Source organism: Microlunatus sp. YIM B11417 (genome assembly GCF_059617205.1).
This window is the reverse complement of record NZ_JCAMPJ010000002.1, coordinates 215,923-230,521: the sequence shown is the minus strand read 5'-3', so window position 1 is coordinate 230,521 and position 14,599 is coordinate 215,923. Positions and strand designations below refer to the sequence as shown.

Annotated in this window: 19 protein-coding genes; 12 read left to right on the top strand and 7 right to left on the bottom strand. The window is 68.4% G+C overall.

Features of this window, described 5'->3' with window-relative positions:
- Positions 1-47: 47 nt before the first annotated feature.
- The 3 genes from AC6CCG_RS11250 to AC6CCG_RS11240 all read right to left on the bottom strand — a co-directional run bounded on the left by AC6CCG_RS11250 (position 48) and on the right by AC6CCG_RS11240 (position 2,457).
- Positions 48-1,010, bottom strand: coding sequence for an endonuclease/exonuclease/phosphatase family protein (locus AC6CCG_RS11250; protein ID WP_496654628.1), 963 nt, complete (start codon positions 1,008-1,010; stop codon positions 48-50).
- Between the two features lie 90 nt (positions 1,011-1,100).
- The gene (locus AC6CCG_RS11245; RefSeq protein ID WP_496654627.1) at positions 1,101-1,868 is read right to left on the bottom strand and encodes an alpha/beta fold hydrolase; all 768 of its coding nucleotides are present in this window, start codon (positions 1,866-1,868) and stop codon (positions 1,101-1,103) included.
- 46 nt (positions 1,869-1,914) lie between these two features.
- Complete coding sequence (locus tag AC6CCG_RS11240; protein WP_496654626.1) at positions 1,915-2,457, bottom strand: dihydrofolate reductase family protein; 543 nt, start codon at positions 2,455-2,457, stop codon at positions 1,915-1,917.
- Between the two features lie 110 nt (positions 2,458-2,567).
- Here AC6CCG_RS11240 and AC6CCG_RS11235 point away from each other — a divergent pair, with 110 nt between their 5' ends.
- From AC6CCG_RS11235 to AC6CCG_RS11195, 9 genes are all read left to right on the top strand, one after another.
- Positions 2,568-3,332 (top strand): hypothetical protein, encoded by a 765-nt coding sequence (locus tag AC6CCG_RS11235; RefSeq protein WP_496654625.1) that lies wholly within the window; start codon positions 2,568-2,570, stop codon positions 3,330-3,332.
- A 101-nt stretch (positions 3,333-3,433) separates the two neighbouring features.
- Entirely contained in the window at positions 3,434-3,793 is a 360-nt protein-coding gene (locus AC6CCG_RS11230; RefSeq protein ID WP_496654624.1) for an ArsR/SmtB family transcription factor, read from the top strand.
- 1 nt (position 3,794) lies between these two features.
- Positions 3,795-4,277 carry an SRPBCC domain-containing protein gene (locus AC6CCG_RS11225; protein WP_496654623.1) on the top strand — a complete coding sequence of 161 codons (483 nt, stop codon included), beginning with the start codon at positions 3,795-3,797 and terminating at the stop codon, positions 4,275-4,277.
- Between the two features lie 31 nt (positions 4,278-4,308).
- Positions 4,309-4,989: a dihydrofolate reductase family protein gene (locus AC6CCG_RS11220; protein ID WP_496654622.1), complete on the top strand. Its 681-nt coding sequence runs from the start codon at positions 4,309-4,311 to the stop codon at positions 4,987-4,989.
- A 252-nt stretch (positions 4,990-5,241) separates the two neighbouring features.
- Positions 5,242-5,946 carry a GAF and ANTAR domain-containing protein gene (locus tag AC6CCG_RS11215; RefSeq protein WP_496654621.1) on the top strand — a complete coding sequence of 235 codons (705 nt, stop codon included), beginning with the start codon at positions 5,242-5,244 and terminating at the stop codon, positions 5,944-5,946.
- 197 nt (positions 5,947-6,143) lie between these two features.
- Complete coding sequence (locus AC6CCG_RS11210) at positions 6,144-6,473, top strand: DUF3870 domain-containing protein (RefSeq protein ID WP_496654620.1); 330 nt, start codon at positions 6,144-6,146, stop codon at positions 6,471-6,473.
- 139 nt (positions 6,474-6,612) lie between these two features.
- Entirely contained in the window at positions 6,613-7,446 is an 834-nt protein-coding gene (locus AC6CCG_RS11205) for an MBL fold metallo-hydrolase (RefSeq protein ID WP_496654619.1), read from the top strand.
- A gap of 88 nt (positions 7,447-7,534) precedes the next feature.
- The gene (locus AC6CCG_RS11200; RefSeq protein WP_496654618.1) at positions 7,535-8,137 is read left to right on the top strand and encodes a dihydrofolate reductase family protein; all 603 of its coding nucleotides are present in this window, start codon (positions 7,535-7,537) and stop codon (positions 8,135-8,137) included.
- A gap of 62 nt (positions 8,138-8,199) precedes the next feature.
- Positions 8,200-8,598 (top strand): nuclear transport factor 2 family protein, encoded by a 399-nt coding sequence (locus tag AC6CCG_RS11195; protein WP_496654617.1) that lies wholly within the window; start codon positions 8,200-8,202, stop codon positions 8,596-8,598.
- 13 nt (positions 8,599-8,611) lie between these two features.
- Here the strand turns inward: AC6CCG_RS11195 and AC6CCG_RS11190 are convergent, their stop codons facing one another.
- The 4 genes from AC6CCG_RS11190 to AC6CCG_RS11175 all read right to left on the bottom strand — a co-directional run bounded on the left by AC6CCG_RS11190 (position 8,612) and on the right by AC6CCG_RS11175 (position 11,806).
- On the bottom strand, positions 8,612-8,884 hold the full coding sequence (locus tag AC6CCG_RS11190) for a hypothetical protein (protein WP_496654616.1): 273 nt from the start codon (positions 8,882-8,884) through the stop codon (positions 8,612-8,614).
- A gap of 95 nt (positions 8,885-8,979) precedes the next feature.
- Complete coding sequence (locus AC6CCG_RS11185) at positions 8,980-9,567, bottom strand: dihydrofolate reductase family protein (protein WP_496654615.1); 588 nt, start codon at positions 9,565-9,567, stop codon at positions 8,980-8,982.
- Positions 9,568-9,678: 111 nt separating this feature from the next.
- Positions 9,679-10,800, bottom strand: a complete 1,122-nt coding sequence (locus tag AC6CCG_RS11180; protein WP_496654614.1) for a Gfo/Idh/MocA family protein — start codon at positions 10,798-10,800, stop codon at positions 9,679-9,681.
- A 133-nt stretch (positions 10,801-10,933) separates the two neighbouring features.
- Positions 10,934-11,806 carry a LysR family transcriptional regulator gene (locus AC6CCG_RS11175; protein ID WP_496654613.1) on the bottom strand — a complete coding sequence of 291 codons (873 nt, stop codon included), beginning with the start codon at positions 11,804-11,806 and terminating at the stop codon, positions 10,934-10,936.
- A gap of 104 nt (positions 11,807-11,910) precedes the next feature.
- Here AC6CCG_RS11175 and AC6CCG_RS11170 point away from each other — a divergent pair, with 104 nt between their 5' ends.
- The 3 genes from AC6CCG_RS11170 to AC6CCG_RS11160 are packed head-to-tail and all read left to right on the top strand — an operon-like array spanning position 11,911 to position 14,593.
- Positions 11,911-12,489, top strand: coding sequence for a dihydrofolate reductase family protein (locus tag AC6CCG_RS11170; RefSeq protein ID WP_496654612.1), 579 nt, complete (start codon positions 11,911-11,913; stop codon positions 12,487-12,489).
- A gap of 5 nt (positions 12,490-12,494) precedes the next feature.
- Positions 12,495-13,001: a VOC family protein gene (locus AC6CCG_RS11165; RefSeq protein WP_496654611.1), complete on the top strand. Its 507-nt coding sequence runs from the start codon at positions 12,495-12,497 to the stop codon at positions 12,999-13,001.
- Positions 13,001-14,593: an MFS transporter gene (locus AC6CCG_RS11160; protein ID WP_496654610.1), complete on the top strand. Its 1,593-nt coding sequence runs from the start codon at positions 13,001-13,003 to the stop codon at positions 14,591-14,593. The genes AC6CCG_RS11165 and AC6CCG_RS11160 overlap by 1 nt, the downstream gene beginning before the upstream one ends.
- Positions 14,594-14,599 lie beyond the last annotated feature (6 nt).

Genomic DNA, 14,599 nt, shown 5'->3' with positions numbered 1-14,599 from the left:
GATCCTGTCGTACCCGGAGCAGATCGCCGCCAACCAGCTCGCACCTCTCAGAGGTCGAGACTCACCCAGGCGGGATCGTGGTCGGTGCCGTCCCGGCTCAGCCTGCGCCGCCGGCCGATGAAGGCGCCGGTCAGCTTCCCGGCCAGGGCGGGACTGAGCCAGATCTGGTCGATCAGATCGAACGTACGCGGCTTGCGGGACTCCTTGAAGGTCGACGTCCAGGCGGGACTGGCCGGCAGCTCGACGGTGGTCTTCACCGTGCCGATCTCGGTCGGCGACGCCAGAGCGTTCACCAGGCCGGCCGACGCGATCGGCTGCAGCGGGCCGGAGTCGGGCGTGTCGTTCATGTCGCCGCAGATCAGGTATCGCTGCCGGCTGTTCGTCCTGGCCGCCACGATCCGGACGATCATGTCCGCCTGCCGAGTGCGCAGCAGGTCGTTGCGCCGGTCCGCCGCCACCGGGTCCGGATCGTCGAAGGGGACGAACTTCGACTTCAGGTGGGTGCCGAAGACGGTGAGCAGGCGCCGGCCGCGCGGGTCCAGGATCTCGACCTCGATCAGATCACGGGAGAAGATCGGCCCGGACGGGTCGTCGGGATGGAACGCCCGCTGCCAGCTGGTCACGCCGCCGATGGGCAGCCGGGACAGGATCCCGACATCGATGAACCGGGCCGAGTCGTTCCCGTCGATCACCATCACGTGCCGGTAGGCGCCATCCAGATGATCACGATTGAACTCCTTCAGGGCGTCGGCGTGCTCGACCTCCTGCACGATCCAGACATCGACGTCGGCCGCCAGCAGCCGCTCGGCGACCCGGGCCGTGTCCTCGGGCTTCTTGGCCAAGATCAACTTTCCCCGCGAGTCCAGCCGGAGTCTTCGCTCCGACTCGCTCGCGAACTCGTACGTCGCCGGGATCTCCTTGCTGCCCGTGGACAGCGCCTCGACCGCACCGTCGAAGTTCCACCGGTCGAAGAGGTTGTTGAGGTTGAACGTGCCCACCGTGACAGCCATCGCTGCCTCCCCAGCTCTCGTGCCCTGACAGCAACGCTACGCCGAGATCCGGGCGGCTGCCGGAAGATCACGAGAACGGAGGATGACCGATCAGGGCTGCAGGAACGGGGTCACCATGGGCAGCACCAGGTCGGGCCGGATGACCTGCAGGTGCTTGGTGTCCGGCAGGATCGCCAGCCGGGCGTCCGGCAGCAGCTGTTTCATCGCCACCGCGTGCTCGAGCCGGACGAAGTCCGTGTCACCGATGATGATCAGGACCGGCATGGTCAGCCGGCTCAGTTGCTCGTCGGTCCACCCTTCGAAGTCGTGCACCATGGCCTGGGCCTTCGCTGCGAAAGCGAAGAACCCGTCGGGATCCGGGGCCACCTCGGCGTAGCCATGGATCATCGCCGCACCCTCCTCCTCGGTCGGCATCCGCGGCGAGTCCAGTTGCAGATCGGTGATCTCGGAGTAGTACGCCACCGAGCGGGTGGCACCGAAGTGCGCGGCGGCCAGCACCAGCCGGCGGACCCGCTCCGGCGCCAGGACGGCCACCTCGGTGGAGGCCAGGCCGCCGAGGCTGTACCCGAAGAAGTCCGCCTGTTCGATACCGAGTTGATCAAGCAGCGCGATCACGTCCTCGGCACACTGCCGCAGGGTGAACGGCCGGTCGCTGTCGGCGGTGTGCCCGTGCCCCTGCAGCTCGATGCCGATCACCTTCCGCTCGGCCGTCAGGGCCGGCAGCACGGCATCGAAGCTGAGATGGAACGTGTACGCACCGCCGTGCAGCATGATCAACGGCGGACCGGGCCGGTCGGCACCGAGCGTTTCGTAGTAGAGGTCGATGCCGTTCACGGACGCGTACGCGCCTTCGGCCATGATCAAATCCCTTCGTCGACTGGTGGGTTCCGAGGCTTCGCGCCGGCTACCGGTTGAAGGCGTACGCCAGCACCACGGTGCCGTTGCCGAGATCGGTCACCCGGATCAGCTCCACCGCGGTCGTACCGAGTCCGGACAGCAGCGACTCACCCGATCCCGCGACGAACGGGGAGACGCTGAGATGCAGTTCGTCGAGCAGGCCCGCCTCGACCAGCGCGCGACTGAACGGGCCGTTGCCGTACTTCACCAAGGTGCCGTCGCCCGCCTCCTTGAGCTTGGCGACCGCCTCGACCGGATCGCCGGCCAGCACCTCGGCGTTCCAGGTCGTCTCGGTCAGCGAGGTCGACGCCACATGCTTGGGCAGCGAGTTGATCTTGTCGGCCACCTCGCCGGTCATCGTCGGCCAGGTCTGGGCGAACCCTTCGTAGGTGATCCGGCCGAGCACGAGGCCGACGGCGGAGGACAGCAGTTCGCGTTGATAGGCGAAGTGGTCCTCGTTGGGGACCACCCCCTGCTGACCGGCCCACCAGGCGTCGCCGGACATCATCCCGTCGATGGAGAGGTGATCGTATTCGACCAGTTTGCGCATGGGCCGGAGTCAATCACCCGGCTGCGCGGCCCGTCTTGTACCGGACCGAAGACTCCGTCCGTTTCCGTACCGGACGCAGGATGTCCGGTACGACGGCGCAGACTGGCCCCATGGCGACGACGCAGGGAGGCCGCTACAGCACCCGCGAACTGTCGGTGCGCACACTGCCCGACTTCGAGCGGTTCTTCTCGCAGGTCAACGGCTGCGCCTGTGCGCTGTATCTCTTCGGCCGGCACCTGAGCCCGGCCGAGACCTCGACCGAGAAGGGCCGACGCTTCACGGGTCAGGACTGGCGGGCCGGTGAGTTGGCAGCGGTCTCGAAGCTGGTACGGGAGGGGCGGGCGCACGGGATCCTGGTCTACGCGGCGGGGGAGCCGGTCGGCTGGTGCCACTTCGGCCGGGCGGACGAGGTCCCGATCCCCCGCGACGACTCGATCCCGCCACGCCGGTTCGCCCGCGACCCGTCCTCGCAGTGGCGGATCACCTGCCTGCTCACCCGCATCGATCATCGTCGCCGCGGCGTCGCCGGCACCGCCCTCGCGGCCGCCGTCGCAGCGATCAAGCAACGCGGCGGAGGCTGGATCGAGGCGACCCCGGCCGCCTTCCCGCACCGCGACCCGATGCTGACGAAGCTGCGCCGGGAGCACGGCTGGCGATCACCCGAGGTCGCCGCCTATCTCCGTGATCACTGGCCGACCAAGGACATCCCCGGCGTGGGCCGGGTGAACGGCTGCGCCGTCACGACCAGGACCATGGACCACTCGGGCATGCTGTCGATGTACGAGAAGCTCGGCTTCCGGCCGACCGCACTCGACGAGTTCACCGGTGATCGCCAGCACCCCTGGATCCACGTCGTCGTACGGCTCAAGGTCTGAGTTCGAGGCCACCGGAACAAGATCATCTCGGCGTCGGCTCGAGTGCCGCCGAATCCACCGTGCCTTGACACGACCCGGCGTGCGCTCTAATACTTAGTCATATGGCTAAGTATTCGGAGGAGACCGGCGGCGACGCGGGGCTCGACCGGATGTTCCGCGCGCTGGCCGACGGCACGCGGCGGGCGATCGTCGCCCGGTTGGTGCACGGACCGGCCTCGGTGAGCCAGCTTGCCGAGCCCTTCGCCATGGCGCTGCCCACCGTCGTCCAGCACCTCCGGGTGCTCGAGGAGGCGCGGATCGTGGCGTCCGAGAAGGTCGGCCGCGTGCGGACGTACCAACTCGTGCCGGATGCCCTGGTCCCGGCCAATGCCTGGATCGTGGCTCAGCGCCGGCCGCAGGAGAGCCGGCTCGATCGCCTCGGCGACTACCTCACCCGACCATCACCAGACCAGAAGGACTGACATGACCGACCGCACCCAGACCCACGCCACGTTCGTGCTGGAACGCGAATACCCGGTTCCGGTCGACCGCGTGTGGGCCGCGTTCGCCGACCCCGAGATCAAGCAGCAGTGGTTCGGCAGCGACGACTTCGTGTACGTCGAACGCAGCGACGACTTCCAGGTCGGCGGCCTCGTGATCGACGACGCGCGGCACGGCGAGGACGGCCCGCTGTCCCAGTTCCGGGCCACCTACACGGATATCACGCCGAACGAGCGGATCGTCTACAGCTACGACATGTGGCTCGACGGGGCGCACGCCTCGACGTCGATCACCACGGTCGTGTTCGAACCGCTCGACGACGGGACCCGGCTCACCTTCACCGAGCAGGGCGTCCATCTCGACGGCGTGCACGGGCCGGGGCCGGACGCCGCCGCCGGCCGCGAGTCCGGAACCGCCGATCTGCTCGACGCGATCGGCAAGCTGCTGACCACCACGCTCGCCTGAACATGATCATGAAGAAGGGACGGGCAGATCGATGACCGGCAAGGTGTTCTTCAGCGTGGCGATGTCGCTGGACGGCTTTGTGGCTCCCGAGGAGGTGCCCGCCGAGGACCTCTTCGGCCCGAAGCGGAAGCCGGACGACCCGAGGGTACGGCGTTGGCTGGCGCAGTGGTCCGAGCTGCACCAGGCGACCTTCCCGCAGCGGTTCTTCCGGGAGAACCTCAAGCTCGGCCAGGGCGGCGAGGAGGGGCTCGACAACGACATCGCGCGGAAGACCCACGAACGGATCGGCGCGAACGTCATGGGCAAGCGCATGTTCGACGCCGGCGAGCTGTCCTGGCCGGAGGACGCACCGTTCCACACCCCGGTGTTCGTGGTGACGCACGAGCAGCGCGAACCCTGGGAACGGCCCGGCGGGACCACGTTCCACTTCGTCAACGACGGCATCGAGGCGGCACTCGAACGGGCCCGCCAGGCCGCCGGCGACCGGGACGTCCGCATCTCCGGTGGCGGCACGACGATCTTGGAGTACCTGAACGCGGGCCTGGTCGACGAGTTCATGATCACGATCTCCCCGGTCCTGTTCGGTTCCGGGGTTCGCCTGTTCGAAGGCGTGGCCGCCGACCGCCTCGCTCTGGAGCCGATCAGTGCAGAACCGTCGCCGAGAGGGGTGACCTACCTGACGTACGCGATCCGGGAGCGGAACGAACGGTGAGGTCACCGATCATGACCTCGGCCGCGGCCCGGTCGGCGCCAGGGCACGGCGGCCGTCGCTGGTGATGGATCGCACCCCACCAAGTTGTCGTGCTCACAGCGCCGGCTCACCTCCCGGACGCGTCGTGGGGCGCATCGTCGCGCTACCGTGAAAGAGCCCCGCTCCGAGGGGCGGCCGAACTCGGGTTGGGATGTTGCCCGGTGCGAGCCGACGACCAACCCCAAACGTCGCAAGGACACGAGAGGGCACTCGATGGCCACACCCGACCTGGACGAGCAGTTCGCCGAGTTCGCCTGGCAGACGACCCGCAACGATGCCGACCTGACCGCGACGGTCCTGCACATCGCCGCAACAGCCTGCACGGTGATCGGTGCGGACGGTGCCGGGCTGACCATGATCGGCGCCGGCGGCAGCCTGCACAGCCTCAGCGATTCGGAGCTGATCAAGCGCAGCGACAAGTTGCAGCACGAACTGCGCCAGGGCCCGTGTGTCGAGGCCGCGACCGAGGACTCCAACAGCCTCTCGAACGACCTGGCCGTCGACCACCGATGGCCGGTGTGGGGACCGCGCGTGGTGGACCTCGGCTTCCGCAGCGTCATGTCGGTCAGCCTGCACACGGCCGGCCGCCGCCGGCTCGGCGCCCTGAACGTGTACGGCCACGCGCGGCAGCAGTTCACCAGCCGCGACATGACCGTCCTCGGGCTGTTCGCCGCGCACGCCACCGCCGCGCTCTGGTCCGCGGTCAACGCGCACAACCTGACCCAGGCGATCCAGACCCGGACCCAGATCGGCGAGGCGATCGGAATCCTCATGCAGCGTTACGACCTCAACGAGGAGCAGGCCACCAGTGTGCTGAAGCGGTACTCGCAGAACACCAACACCAAACTCCACACGCTCGCCAACGACGTCATCGCACTGCGCGAGCTCCCCGCCGACGGCGCCGAACCGACGCCTTGAGGTACGGGGCGGCCGCGGCAGCTCGTGGTTGAACCACCGCGGCCTGAGCCGGCCTGCTGGTCCCGGGCACTAGGCCGACCTCGACCGCCCTTACCCAGCCCGGCACCACCGCAGACCTCACCACCCGAATCGACCCCGCGTCCGCGAGGGCCTTGATTCCGTCCGGAACGCCGCGACCTGGGCGAAAGAATGGTGCGATGGATGCTCGACGTCACCTGATCGTTCTCGGCTACGCGAAAGTGCCCGGCCAGTCGACGACCCACGCGCATGCCGCGTACTTCTCGATCAGTCTGGTCGTGGAACCGCCGGACTCCACGGTGATCGCGGTGGACTCGACGGCGGCGACGGGACTGACCCGGGACTGGCTGTCGTCTCTGCTGATGGGTGCCGATCTGACCGCGGACGACAGCCCGTACCTGGAGACCGTGGACCGGCACTATCTGGGCCCTGCCGCGGGTTCGGTGAAGCAGGCGATCCGAGACGCCTGGCGGCGTTACGCCTCCGTCAGCACAGGGACGCCGGAATGACGTAGACTCCCTGCTCGACAGATCTGCGTGTCCGCCCGCGGTGTCCGAGACATCCGTCCCGACCACCCGGCGATCCGACAGCGGTCTCCCTCGCCAGTCCTCGGGCGGATGCCCCAGGGCTCAGTTGCTTGGAGACCGCATGCCCCAAGAAGCTTCGAAGCCTGCCGCCTCGGTGATCTTCGTACCCGATGGTGAGGTACGGGCACGGCCGACCGACCTCTTTCCGGACACGCCTCGGTCCGCGTGGGACATGCATCCCGACCTGATCGATGCGACCGGCCGGCTCGTCTTCTCCGTCGGGGCCCATCTCGTGATCACACCGCGCTGCACGGCCCTGGTTGATCTTGGTCTCGGCGAATCGAACTCGGATACGGCCACCGGGGCGACCTACCGCAGCGGCCGACTGCTGGCGAATCTCGCCGCCGCCGGCGTCACACCGAGGGACGTGGACCTGGTCGTCTTCACCCACCTACACCGCGACCACGTCGGCTGGACCTCCGCTGGCGGCCCGACAGGCCGCAAGATCATCTTCGACCGGGCCCGTCACGTCGTGCACCGGGCCGAATGGCATCACTGGCAGCGCCATCCGTCACCGCTGGGCCCGGACCGGAACGCCGTGCTCGACCCGCTCGGGGACATCATCGAGTTCTGCGAGGACGGCGATCGGCTCGCTCCGGACCTCCAGGTGATCGCAACCCCGGGCCACACGCCCGGTCATCTCAGCGTGCTCGTCGATCTCGGCCACGGCCGGAGCTGCGTCATCGCCGGCGACGTCCTCCACTCCCCCGCACAACTCAGCCATCCGGAGTGGTGTTTCGGCTCCGACCTGGACCCCGAACAGGCGGCTGAAACCCGGCGACGGCTGCTCGACACCTATGGCTCCGAGATCCTCGCCTGCGCCCACTTCGCCGAACAAGCCGGTCCGTGGCAGAGACCGTCCGGCACACGAAGATCGGCCACCTGGCAGATGTAGCGACCACCCGGCACCGGACAAGATCACATCACAGCACCACGAACCACTGCGAAGGATCGCAGCCACAACGAAGAGAAGGATCACCGAAATGAGCGAGCAGCAGACCACCACCCGGACCGTCCTGGCGAACTTCACCATGTCGCTGGACGGCTACGTCACCGGCCCGGGCGGCCCGGCCGACATGAGCTGGGTGGTCAAGCACGCCGTGAGCGAGCAGGCCCGCGACATCTTGACCCGACTGGTCAACGGCACCACCGCCGTGCTGGGCCGGGTCAACGCCGAGGGCTTCCGCGGCTACTGGGTCCCGGTCGGCCAGGACGAGAACGCCGACCCCCGTGACCGTGCCTACGGCCAGTGGCTGGAACAGGTGGAGAAGGTGATCTTCTCCACCACCCAGACCGCCACCGACTGGCACAACGCCCGGCTGGTCGCCGGTGACCCGGCCACGCTCATCCGGGAGCTGCGGGACCAGCCGGGCGGCGACATCGTGATCAACAACAGCCTCAGCCTGATCCGGGCCCTGCTGGCCGCCGACGAACTGGACCGGCTGATCGTGACCCTCTGCCCGGAACTGTCCGGCGGCGGGGTCCGGCTGTTCGAGGACGGCTTCCCGTCCACCTCCTGGAGCCTGACCGACGTCACCAGCACCGACAGCGGCGCCGTCATCCTCACCTACGACCGGCAACGCTGAGCTGCCGGCCGGGTCGGCCGGGGAGCTTGATCAACGCCCGGCCGACCCACCAGTCTTGGGCCATGAGCGACTCCGCTGAGGTGCTGGCCGCGGCCCGGCTCCGGGCCGCGGCGCTGGCTGCCGGCGACGCCGACGGGCTGCGCGCGCTGATGCACGAGGAGTGCCGCTGGACCTCGTACGCCGGGCTCGTCCTGGATCGGGACGACTATGTCCGGCGCAACACGACGACGGTCGGCTGGGCGGCGCAGGAGCTCGAACAGCCGGTGGTCCGAGTGGTCGGCGACTGTGCGGTGCTGACCGGGACCGTGATCGACGTCGTCGCCGGCGAGGACGGCGAACCGGAGGAGTTCCGGTTGTTGATCACGATGACCTGGGTCCGTGATGTCGGCCGGTGGCGACTGCTGGCCGGCCATGCCGGCCCACGGCTCGGGCCGGCGGGATCCGACCGATCGGTCGGTTGAGCGCCCGCCGCGGCTAGGGATCGGGCGTGGCCGGCGAGTGGACGAGGGTCTGGTTCGCCCGCCAGATCTCGAGCGCCTCGCGACGGCGCCTGATCTCGGCCAGGATCCGCCGGCGGCGGACCGACAGGATCGCCACCTCGCGGATCGCCATGTTCTTGGTCCGGTTCCCCGCGACCCCGTCCAGCATGCTGACGGTACGGATCGACTCGTCGACCTGGCGGAGCCGGGCCTCGAGATCGTTCAGCGACAGGCCGGGCAGATCTGCGTCCGCGTCACCGCCCGACATTCACGTCCACCCCTACCTCGGCTCCCGCCACGGAATCGTGGCCGGGGAGCATCCTAGCGATGTACGGCCGTTCGCTGGCCAGTCCGCGGGTTCGATCATGCAGCGGGTTCCCGTGAGGGCGACGGCTGGTCGGCGGGAACGTAGCTCAGTTCCAGAATGCCGCTGTCGGGGAAGACCTTGCAGTTCACCAGCCGCAGCTTCCGGGCCTCGTCCAACTCGGGAACGAGCGCGGCGCCCTTGCCGGTGACGGCCGGCAGCACCCACAGCCGATACTCGTCGACCACGCCGAGCTTGATCAACGATTGCAGGAACGCGGTGCCGCCGGCTGCGACGAGATCCTTGCCCGGTTCGGCCTTCAGCTTGGCGATCTCCTCCGCCGTGTCGCCACGCGCGATCCGGGTCTCGGGCCAGTCGTCGGCGGCCTGGAGGGTACGGGAGAAGACGATCTTGGGAATCCGGTTCATCGCCTCGGCGGACGGATGATCGGCGGTCGGCCAGTAACCGGCCATGATCTCGTACGTGTTCCGGCCCATCAGGAACGCGCCCGCCTCCCACAGCCGCTCGACGAAGTACTGCTCCTGCTCGGGATCGTCGATCCCCATCATGACGTCCCGAATCCCGTTGTCCCCGTCGGCGCTCTTGCCGTCGAGCGAGACGTAGAAGCCCAAGATCAACTTCCGCATGCGATCCTCCGAAGTCCGTGCTGGTCCGGTGGCGGGCGCACCCGCCACCCTCTGAACACTGAGACTCGGACCGGGCCGGCAACTCATCGCCCGGGCAGGGCGACTTCTCGCTCAGAACGTCGTGGTGAGGTCCTGGGTCTGCCCGGTCTCGGCAGCGCGGTACCCGGATTCGATGATGTCGATCACGTGCCGGGCGTGTTCGGCGGTGACGATCGAGGGCGTACCGTCGCGGACCCAGTCCACCAACTGCATCACGTCCTCGTACACGTGCTGCTCCTCGATCTCCCGGTGCACCCCGGTCACGTGCGGCAGCAGCGCCTGGTTGAGCGGCCCGCGGGCGTGCTCCTCGGCGGGATTGCGGCCGGGGAACTCGAACGGTTCGCCGTTCAACAACAGCCCGTTGATCGTGCCGTTGGTCCCGTAGAAGGCGCCGCCCATGCCGCCGTTCATCGTGCCGGCCGCGGTGCCGGTCGCCACGCAGAACAGGTTGTCCCCGAAGTCGATCAGGAGCGCCGTGTTGTCGTCGGCGTCGGTCTTCACCGTGCGATCGCCGAACGAACGCGTCGGGACCCGGACGCCGGACATCGCGGTCACCCGCCGGGCCGGGCCGAGGATCCCGGTGACGGTGTGCAGCGAGTAGACCGTCATGTCGTACATCGGGCCGCCGCCGGGCTTGCGGAAATACCAGGACGGATCGATGTTGGTCAGGACATCGCTGCCGCCGCGGACCGACTCGTTCTCGTGGTACGTCCCGAAGGCCGCGCCGCAGCTGACCCAGGACAGCGTCCCGATCGCACCCTCGGCGATCAGCTCGCGGGTGCGTTGGTGATGCGGCCGGAGCATCTCGCCCGGCGAAGCGACGATCCGCAACTGCCGGGCGGCAGCAAGATCGATCAGCTCGGTCGCCTCGGCCACGGTGATCGTCATCGTCTTGTTGAAGTGGACATGCTTGCCCGCCTCGAGCGCCAGCTTCCCCTGCTCGTAGTGCAATCCGATCGGCGAGGCGATCGTCACGGCATCCACGTCGCCGTCGGCCAGCAGCTCCTCGTACGAGGTGAACGCCTGCTCCACCCCGAACTTCTCCGCGGCCGCCGCGGCCCGGCCGGGCACCGGATCGCACACCGCAGCCAACGCGACGCGATCGGCCAGGTCGGCCTGGGCAAGGTGCGGCAGGATCCCCCGAACCGAGATGCTGCCGGCGCCGACGACTCCGATGCGAACCTGATCAGCCATGCACTCAGTAGATCAGAATGATCAACTTCGCCGCGAGTGCCCGGGCACGATGTGAACACCCCAACGGCGACCGACCGGTCGCGCCGCAGCGTCGGGCTTGGGTGAGATGCGAATCCTCGAACTCGGCACGGCCTCACGTGATCTTGGCCACCCGGTCGATGAACGCGTTGGCCGCCGGGGTCGGGCCCAGCCGGCTCCAGATCATGTATTCGCGCCGGTACGACGTGTTGATCACCGGTACCACCGCCACGCCGGGGAGCCGGGCGGCATAGGTCGAGGCGAGCAGGGCTACGCAGAGTCCTTCGGCGACGAGGCGGGCCATGACGTGCGGGTCGGTGATCTCGAAGGCGACGGTACGGGTCAGTCCCGCGGCCGCGAAGGCGAGGTCGGCCTGGACCCGACCGGGCGTGCCGCTGAGGAAGTCGACGAACTCCTCGTCGGCGACGTCCTCGAGGCGGATCCGCTTGCGGCGGGCCAGCCGGTGGTCGGGTGCCAACATCGCGGCCAGCGGATCGCGGGCCAGTTGCCGGTGGTTCAGGCCCGTGACCTCGACGTCGTCGGCCAGCCCGATGAAGGCCACGTCGAGTGCGCCGTCACGTACCTGGTCAGACAGACCGTCGCTGCCACCGTTCACCAAGCCGATCCGGACCTGCGGATGCTCCTGGTGGAAGGCGCGCAGCACGGCCGGTACGTCGACGGCGGCCGCCCCGGGGATCATCCCGACCACGAGCTGGCCGCGGATCTCGCCGGCGGCGGCGAAGACCTCGGCCTGGGCACGTTCCGCCGCCGCGAGGCATTCCCTGGCCGCCGGAAGGAACGCGGTGCCCGCCGACGTCAGGGCCACCGACCTGCTGGTCCGGTGGAACAGCCGAGACCCGAGCTCCTGCTCGAGCTTGGCCACTTGATGGCTGAGCGCCGACTGCACGACAAAGCACCGTTCGGCCGCGCGGGTGAAGTTGCCGAGCTCGGCGACGGCGACGACGTACCTGAGTTGCTGCAGTTCCACGCATCCATCGTTCCGCACGATCAATGACATGACCACAATGCATTGGAGTCATGGCCGAGGTCAGCCCCAGACTGTTGGTTCAGACGTACTCAAAGGAGAGCATTGTGGCCGCTGTCTACACCTTCGACGTGTACTGCACCATCGACGGGTTCGGTTCGTACGACGAACGCGGTGACTGGGGCGGATATTGGGGCAAGCAAGGGCCGGAGTTCCTGGCCCGCCGACTCGCCTTGTACAACGAGGACCAGCGGATGATCTTCGGCGCCAACACCTACCGGGAGTCGGTGGAGTTGGCTGCTGCCGGTGCCGTGGTGGAGGGGCATGATCCGGTCAACGAGGCGCTGCGCAAGCTGCCCACCATCGTGGTGTCGAACGCCCTGGAGGATCCGCTCGACTGGCCGAACGCGACCGTCGCTCGGGGCGACGCCGTCGACGTGGTCACCCGACTCAAGGCGGAATCCGACGTGCCGTTGCGGTCCCACGGCAGCCTGTCGATGAACCGGGCTCTGCTGGCCGCTGGACTGATCGACCGGATCCAGCTGTCGATCTTCCCGGTCATCTCGGGCCGGACCGGGACGGAGCCGATCTTCGCGGGATCGGGAGATTTCGATCTTGAACTGATCGAGAGCCGTACCTTCGACGGCCGCACCCAGGAGCTGATCTACGTGCCGACGGCTCACTGAAGATCATGACGATCCATCACGACGCTCCGGACCCGACGGAGGCGGACACGGCACCCGGCCGCCGGGTGCTGCAGATGCGCCTGGTCGTACGAGCCGACGACTACGAGGAAGCGGTCCGCTTCTACCGCGACGTTCTCGGAGCCGACGAGGAACTGCAGGTCCACGGCGACGACGGTGAGCACGTCACGATTCTCGACCTCGGCCGAGCGACCCTCGAGCTGTCCAACCCCAAGCAGGTCGCCATGATCGACGACGTCGAGGTCGGCCGCCCGGTCAGTCCGAAACTGCGCGTGGCGTTCGAGGTCAGCGACGTCCGGCAGGTCACCGATCGGCTCGTCGCGGCCGGGGCGGACCCGATCGCCCCGCCGACGCCGACCCCGTGGAACTCGCTCAACTCCCGGCTGGCCGCCCCGGGAGATCTCCAGATCACGCTGTTCGAAGAACTGACCGAACCGCCGGCCGAGCCGAGCCCATCACCGACGCGGCCGTCGCCCTCGAACGGAGGATCCTGATGGTGATCACCGACAACAGGGCCGGCTGGCGGCAGTGGTTGGGCCTGGCCGTGCTGGGCCTGCCGACCTTCCTGGTGACGATGGACTTCTCGGTGCTCTACCTCGCCGTACCGCACCTCACCGTCGACCTCGTCCCAACCGGCCTGGAGCAGCTGTGGATCGTGGACATCTACGGCTTCTTGATCGCCGGCTTCCTGGTCACCATGGGCACCATCGGTGATCGGATCGGGCGGAAGAAACTGTTGTTGATCGGCGCGGCGGTGTTCGGGCTTGCCTCGATCGCGGCGGCCTTCTCCACCAGCCCTGAGATGCTCATCGCCAGCCGGGCCCTGCTCGGCGTGGCCGGCGCCGCCGTCGCACCCTCGGTGCTGGCGCTGGTGACCGGGATGTTCACGGACGAGGCGCAACGCAGCCGGGCGCTGGCGATCTATCTGACCTGCTTCATGGCCGGCGGCACCCTCGGCCCGCTCGTCGGCGGGGTCCTGCTCGAGTACTTCTGGTGGGGCTCCGTGTTCCTGATCGCGGTGCCGGGCATCGTGCTGCTCCTGGTCTGCGGTCCATTTCTGCTGCCCGACCAGAAGGCACCCCAGCCCGGCCGGCTCGACCCGATCAGTGTGGTGTTGTCACTCGCCACGATCCTGCCCTTCGTGTACGGCCTCAAACAGCTCGCCCGGAACGGCTGGGCCTGGCTGCCCGGCCTGATGTTGATCATCGGGATCGCCGCCGGGATCGCGTTCGTTCAACGGCAACGACGCCTCGACCAGCCGCTGCTCGACCTGCGCCTGTTCGGCAATCGCACCTTCCGCGCTGCATTGATCCTGTTCTTCGTCAGCGCCACCGTCGGGGCCGGGACCCTGCTGATCGTCACGCTCTACCTGCAGAACGTCGCCGCCCTGACACCGTTGGCGGCCGGCCTGCTGCTCCTCGTACCCAATGTGGTGATGATCATCGGCAATCTGACCACGCCGACGCTGGCGAACCGGGTCCGGCCCGCGTACCTGATCGCCGGAGGCTTGATCATCGCGGGCATCGGCTATCTGATCTTCACGCTGGCCGGCAGAACCTCGGGACCAGTACCGATCTTCGTCGCGATGTGTGTCGTCATGATCGGCACCGCACCCCTGGCCGCGCTCTGCAATCACCTCGCCATGGGCGAGGTGCCGGCGGAGAAGGCCGGCTCCGGCGCAGCCATCGTGCAGACGACCACCGAATTCGGCATCGGTCTCGGCATCGCCACCATCGCGACCCTCGGAACCGTGGTGTACCGGAACAACGTGGAGGGCGCCCTCGGTGCCGTCCCGGCTTCGATCGCCGACGCAGCCCGGGAGAGTGTCGACCGAGCCATCGCCGCGGCAGGTCAGTTGCCCGTCGGGCAGGCCGACGAGCTGCTGGTCGCCGCCCGCGACGCCTTCAGCTCCGGCGTCCACGTCGTCGGGATCGCCAGCGCCGTCCTCTACGCCGGCCTCACCGTCCTCGCGGTGCGCGCCTTCCGGCACGTCCGCAACCTGCGCAGCGCCGAATCCGGCCCGACGACCGCGACCGAACCGGAACCAAAGCCCCCGCTCCTGGCCGCCCCGTCGGCCGATGCCTGAGTCACC

What these genes read in the sequence shown, in the direction of transcription:
- AC6CCG_RS11250 (WP_496654628.1), bottom strand. Translation starts at nt 1,010, where the DNA reads ATGGCTGTCACGGTGGGCACGTTCAACCTCAACAACCTCTTCGACCGG.
- AC6CCG_RS11245 (WP_496654627.1), bottom strand. Translation starts at nt 1,868, where the DNA reads ATGGCCGAAGGCGCGTACGCGTCCGTGAACGGCATCGACCTCTACTAC.
- AC6CCG_RS11240 (WP_496654626.1), bottom strand. Translation starts at nt 2,457, where the DNA reads ATGCGCAAACTGGTCGAATACGATCACCTCTCCATCGACGGGATGATG.
- AC6CCG_RS11235 (WP_496654625.1), top strand. Translation starts at nt 2,568, where the DNA reads ATGGCGACGACGCAGGGAGGCCGCTACAGCACCCGCGAACTGTCGGTG.
- AC6CCG_RS11230 (WP_496654624.1), top strand. Translation starts at nt 3,434, where the DNA reads ATGGCTAAGTATTCGGAGGAGACCGGCGGCGACGCGGGGCTCGACCGG.
- AC6CCG_RS11225 (WP_496654623.1), top strand. Translation starts at nt 3,795, where the DNA reads ATGACCGACCGCACCCAGACCCACGCCACGTTCGTGCTGGAACGCGAA.
- AC6CCG_RS11220 (WP_496654622.1), top strand. Translation starts at nt 4,309, where the DNA reads ATGACCGGCAAGGTGTTCTTCAGCGTGGCGATGTCGCTGGACGGCTTT.
- AC6CCG_RS11215 (WP_496654621.1), top strand. Translation starts at nt 5,242, where the DNA reads ATGGCCACACCCGACCTGGACGAGCAGTTCGCCGAGTTCGCCTGGCAG.
- AC6CCG_RS11210 (WP_496654620.1), top strand. Translation starts at nt 6,144, where the DNA reads ATGGATGCTCGACGTCACCTGATCGTTCTCGGCTACGCGAAAGTGCCC.
- AC6CCG_RS11205 (WP_496654619.1), top strand. Translation starts at nt 6,613, where the DNA reads ATGCCCCAAGAAGCTTCGAAGCCTGCCGCCTCGGTGATCTTCGTACCC.
- AC6CCG_RS11200 (WP_496654618.1), top strand. Translation starts at nt 7,535, where the DNA reads ATGAGCGAGCAGCAGACCACCACCCGGACCGTCCTGGCGAACTTCACC.
- AC6CCG_RS11195 (WP_496654617.1), top strand. Translation starts at nt 8,200, where the DNA reads ATGAGCGACTCCGCTGAGGTGCTGGCCGCGGCCCGGCTCCGGGCCGCG.
- AC6CCG_RS11190 (WP_496654616.1), bottom strand. Translation starts at nt 8,884, where the DNA reads ATGTCGGGCGGTGACGCGGACGCAGATCTGCCCGGCCTGTCGCTGAAC.
- AC6CCG_RS11185 (WP_496654615.1), bottom strand. Translation starts at nt 9,567, where the DNA reads ATGCGGAAGTTGATCTTGGGCTTCTACGTCTCGCTCGACGGCAAGAGC.
- AC6CCG_RS11180 (WP_496654614.1), bottom strand. Translation starts at nt 10,800, where the DNA reads ATGGCTGATCAGGTTCGCATCGGAGTCGTCGGCGCCGGCAGCATCTCG.
- AC6CCG_RS11165 (WP_496654611.1), top strand. Translation starts at nt 12,495, where the DNA reads ATGACGATCCATCACGACGCTCCGGACCCGACGGAGGCGGACACGGCA.
- AC6CCG_RS11160 (WP_496654610.1), top strand. Translation starts at nt 13,001, where the DNA reads ATGGTGATCACCGACAACAGGGCCGGCTGGCGGCAGTGGTTGGGCCTG.